This window comes from Streptosporangium sp. NPDC006013, from assembly GCF_040614275.1.
Classification (GTDB): domain Bacteria; phylum Actinomycetota; class Actinomycetes; order Streptosporangiales; family Streptosporangiaceae; genus Streptosporangium.
This window is the reverse complement of sequence record NZ_JBEXUE010000754.1, coordinates 1-3,181: the sequence shown is the minus strand read 5'-3', so window position 1 is coordinate 3,181 and position 3,181 is coordinate 1. Positions and strand designations below refer to the sequence as shown.

3 protein-coding genes and 1 pseudogene are annotated in these 3,181 nt (G+C 69.5%); 1 reads left to right on the top strand and 3 read right to left on the bottom strand.

The features are described 5' to 3' along the window. Positions 1-91 precede the first annotated feature (91 nt). The 3 genes and pseudogenes from ABZ260_RS49020 to ABZ260_RS49010 form a co-directional block, all read right to left on the bottom strand. Positions 92-904, bottom strand: coding sequence for an aminoglycoside 3'-phosphotransferase (locus ABZ260_RS49020; protein ID WP_355632263.1), 813 nt, complete (start codon positions 902-904; stop codon positions 92-94). 85 nt (positions 905-989) lie between these two features. Further along, positions 990-1,263, bottom strand: a pseudogene (locus tag ABZ260_RS49015) (permease); the annotation flags it as partial. A gap of 233 nt (positions 1,264-1,496) precedes the next feature. Further along, entirely contained in the window at positions 1,497-1,790 is a 294-nt protein-coding gene (locus ABZ260_RS49010) for a DUF2795 domain-containing protein (RefSeq protein WP_350926108.1), read from the bottom strand. A gap of 825 nt (positions 1,791-2,615) precedes the next feature. Between ABZ260_RS49010 and ABZ260_RS49005 the strand changes: the two genes are divergently transcribed. Next, positions 2,616-3,005 (top strand): hypothetical protein, encoded by a 390-nt coding sequence (locus tag ABZ260_RS49005; protein ID WP_355632259.1) that lies wholly within the window; start codon positions 2,616-2,618, stop codon positions 3,003-3,005. Positions 3,006-3,181: the final 176 nt, after the last annotated feature.

The window sequence follows — 3,181 nt, the reverse complement described above, 5'->3', positions numbered from 1 at the left end:
AGAGCGCGCCCGACGGCATGCCGTGGGGCGACGGCGAGCGTAAGATGGTGCCCTACCACCGCGAGCACGGGCACCGATCGGGTGTGACCGGTCACGCCATGTCCCAGAGCAGGCGGTAGTAGGCGATGCGTTCCGGGTCTGGGGCGATCCCGTATGCGTCGTACACGATGCCGTCGTACCCCGGGCCGTGGTTCCACTCCGTGCTCCACGCGGCCACCGCGAGGTCCGCCCACCGGTCGGCCACCCCGAGCGAGCCCAGGTCGACGTGCGCGGCGAACATGCCGTCGTCGCGCAGCAGGGTGTTGGGGGCGCACGCGTCCCCGTGGCAGACGACGAGGCGGTCGATCGCGGGCGGATCGCCGATTCGCGCCCGGGCTTCGGCGAGTTCCAGGTGCCGGTGCTCGGGGAACCAGTCGGCCGGTCCCTCCCCGCCGGTGATGCGCTCGTCGGCGCGGGTGAGCCGTCGATCGATGGCCCAGTCGAACGGGCACTGCTCCACGGGCAGGGCGTCGTGGAGCAGGCGCAGCCCTCGGCCGATCGCGGCCGCCGCGGTCGCCGGGTCGGCGATCCACCGGGGATCCACCGCCGAGCGGCCGGGGACCGCCGCCGTGACCAGCCACGTGCCGTCGGTGTCCGTGCCGTGTTCGATGACCCGCGGCACGGTCACCCAGCGCCGCGCCCAGGCCAGGCGCTCCGCCTCGCCGGGGAGATCGATCTCCGGAGTGCCGGCGGCGACCCACTTGACGTACCTGACGCCGTCACGCCCGTCTTCGAGGCGGAAGGTCAGGCCGCCGAGTTCGTTGCGCCACACCGGGGTGACGGTGTCGCGGCCGGCGAGCGCCGCGACGACGTCGGGGACGGGCACGGGACCGATCGGGACCTCGGAGATGACAGGGCGGCTCATGAAGACAGGATCCTCCCAGGGAGGCGGCGCCGACGACAAGCGGATTTCCGAGCCCGAAGCCGCGCGGCCTCGACGGCCGGGTGTTCATGAGTCCCGAGGCGACCGGGACGGACGCGCACTCGCACCCCGGCAGCACCGCCCCCGCCACCCCGGCGACCGGCACGGCCACGGCCGGGTTGGCGGGCAGCGCCCTGGTCCAGAACGACGCCGGGACGAACGCGGTGATCGCCGCCGACAGCGCCACCCCGAAGACCAGAAACGGCAGCGCCTGCACACAGATCGCCACGAAGATCGTGGACCAGGGCCTGCAGTGCGGGCGCCGTCAGGTGCGGCGCCAACGTGAATCGGCCCACCACCAGCAGCACGATGACGAGCGTGAACCCCCATGGCAGAGCGCTTCTCGCGGACCCCGCGCGTCCCCAGGAGTCAGGGGGAGCGGGCTGTCGTCATCGGTCCACACGCTCCGCTCAGGTCGTCCCAGTGCTCCCGACGGAATCCTGATCTCTGAGCTTGGACTTGCCACCTGGGCTCGGGTCACGTACTTGGCCAGGGGGAAAGCCATGAGTCGTCCGAACGGCCGCGAGCGGTGCGGTCAGTCGTGCTGCTCCCCGCCGAGGCCGAGTTCCTGGGCGACGCCTTCCATGTTCTCGTAGGTGCGATCGGGCAGCGACCGGATGGCCGAGAGCACCTCGTCGGGTGCCGACTGGGCGCGCGCCCGCTCCAGTAAAGTCTCGCGATCGGCCGGAAACGCGTGCGTGCCGCTGATCCAGGTGGCCAGGTCGCTTCGGCTGTCCATCTCCTGCGCGCTCAACCCTTCGGGTGAGCCTGGCTGGTGCGCACGATCGGTGCCCAGTTTTTGCCTGTCGTTGGCGTTGTCCCGTTCCATCCGCTGTTCCCCTCGTGCGTTGTGACAGGGGGCATACCCGCCTTACGCTGGGCAAACATCTCCGCCACCTCGAAGCTCCCTCGCGACTCGGCAAGCTGGACTCGTGGGACGGTGGCGGCTCGTGTTTCTCCGGGAAACGGCGGACATAAATTCAATATTCAGCATGAAACGAATAACCTGCTCACAGTAATCCGCTGTGCGGACGGGCCGCCCCGTGGGGCGGGGGAGAGGAAGAAAAAGCGTCGTCGTGCCCGGCCGGGCCTGCTGGCCTGGAAATACGCCTCAGGAGTGCGCGCCGCCGCGATCCGCCGAGAAAGGCAGCTCTTTCCGAATCAATCGGACTTCCGCCGGAACAATTTCAACAGCGGGCGTCGCCGACCTCGTTTCGCCCGGCACAGAACGCGATGGTCAAGGCCGTCCCGGCTTTCCGTCGTTTCGTGATGGGAAGGGCGCGGTTGCTCGCCCGGACCTTTGCCGGGGTTCCCGCGGAAAGATCGGTGACCTGTGCGGAGCGGGAGGCCCGTAGCCTCCGTCCTTTGGCGTCGAGGTGCCCGTCGGCCTCCGCCCGAACCCGGCCGCCCGGCGGTTCCGGCGGCGGTGTCACGAAAGGGCATGCGCACCGAACGCAATCCGTTTACAAAACGAGCCTGTGACGGCATCCTCGGATACAAACAAAACCTCCTTGGTCGCGCCGTGAAGCCGAGGAGGCCCGAAGGTCGTGCCAGAGATAAGCCCCAGCCTGGAGTTCCAGGTGCCTCACATTCAAAGCGGTCCGCAGCCGGTATTTCCAGTGCGTTCATCGGATAAGTGCGAGACGAGCAGCCCATGGATATTGAGATTTCCGTTTCCGAACCGGGTTCGGTAGACGCCGCGAACGATCTGTACGAATGGCTGGTTGAGGAACCCGAGCTCGCGGGCCGGGTTCGCTCCCTTGGGGCCCCGCCGGTCCCGGGCACCCTCGGGCCTTTGACCGAGGCGCTGCGGATCGCGCTCGAACCGGGTGGAGCGGTGATGGTGCTGGCCACCCTGGTGGTCGCCTGGCTGCGATACCGGACGGGCAAGGTGACGATCACGATCGTCACCAAGGGCGGGGAGTCCAGAGTCGACGTGCTCGCGGAACGGGTGAAGGCCCTCGACGCGGCGGGCACCCAGGCGCTGGTGTCGGAGGTCGTCCGAGCCGTCGAGGGCCAGATGCCTGACGAGGGAGGTGCCTAGGATGCCGGGCATGCTCACCGGCCCCGGCTCCCGGGCCCTGCTGGTCGGATCCTCCACGCACTCTCCCGACTCGATCCTCCAGTCGGCGGGCACGAGGTCGGTTCCGGCCCTCACCGGCAGGGGACCGGCCCCGGCGCCGCGCCCGCCGGTCCGGCCGCTCCGGGATCTCGCGTCCG

What these genes read in the sequence shown, in the direction of transcription:
- ABZ260_RS49020 (WP_355632263.1), bottom strand. Translation starts at nt 904, where the DNA reads ATGAGCCGCCCTGTCATCTCCGAGGTCCCGATCGGTCCCGTGCCCGTC.
- ABZ260_RS49010 (WP_350926108.1), bottom strand. Translation starts at nt 1,790, where the DNA reads ATGGAACGGGACAACGCCAACGACAGGCAAAAACTGGGCACCGATCGT.
- ABZ260_RS49005 (WP_355632259.1), top strand. Translation starts at nt 2,616, where the DNA reads ATGGATATTGAGATTTCCGTTTCCGAACCGGGTTCGGTAGACGCCGCG.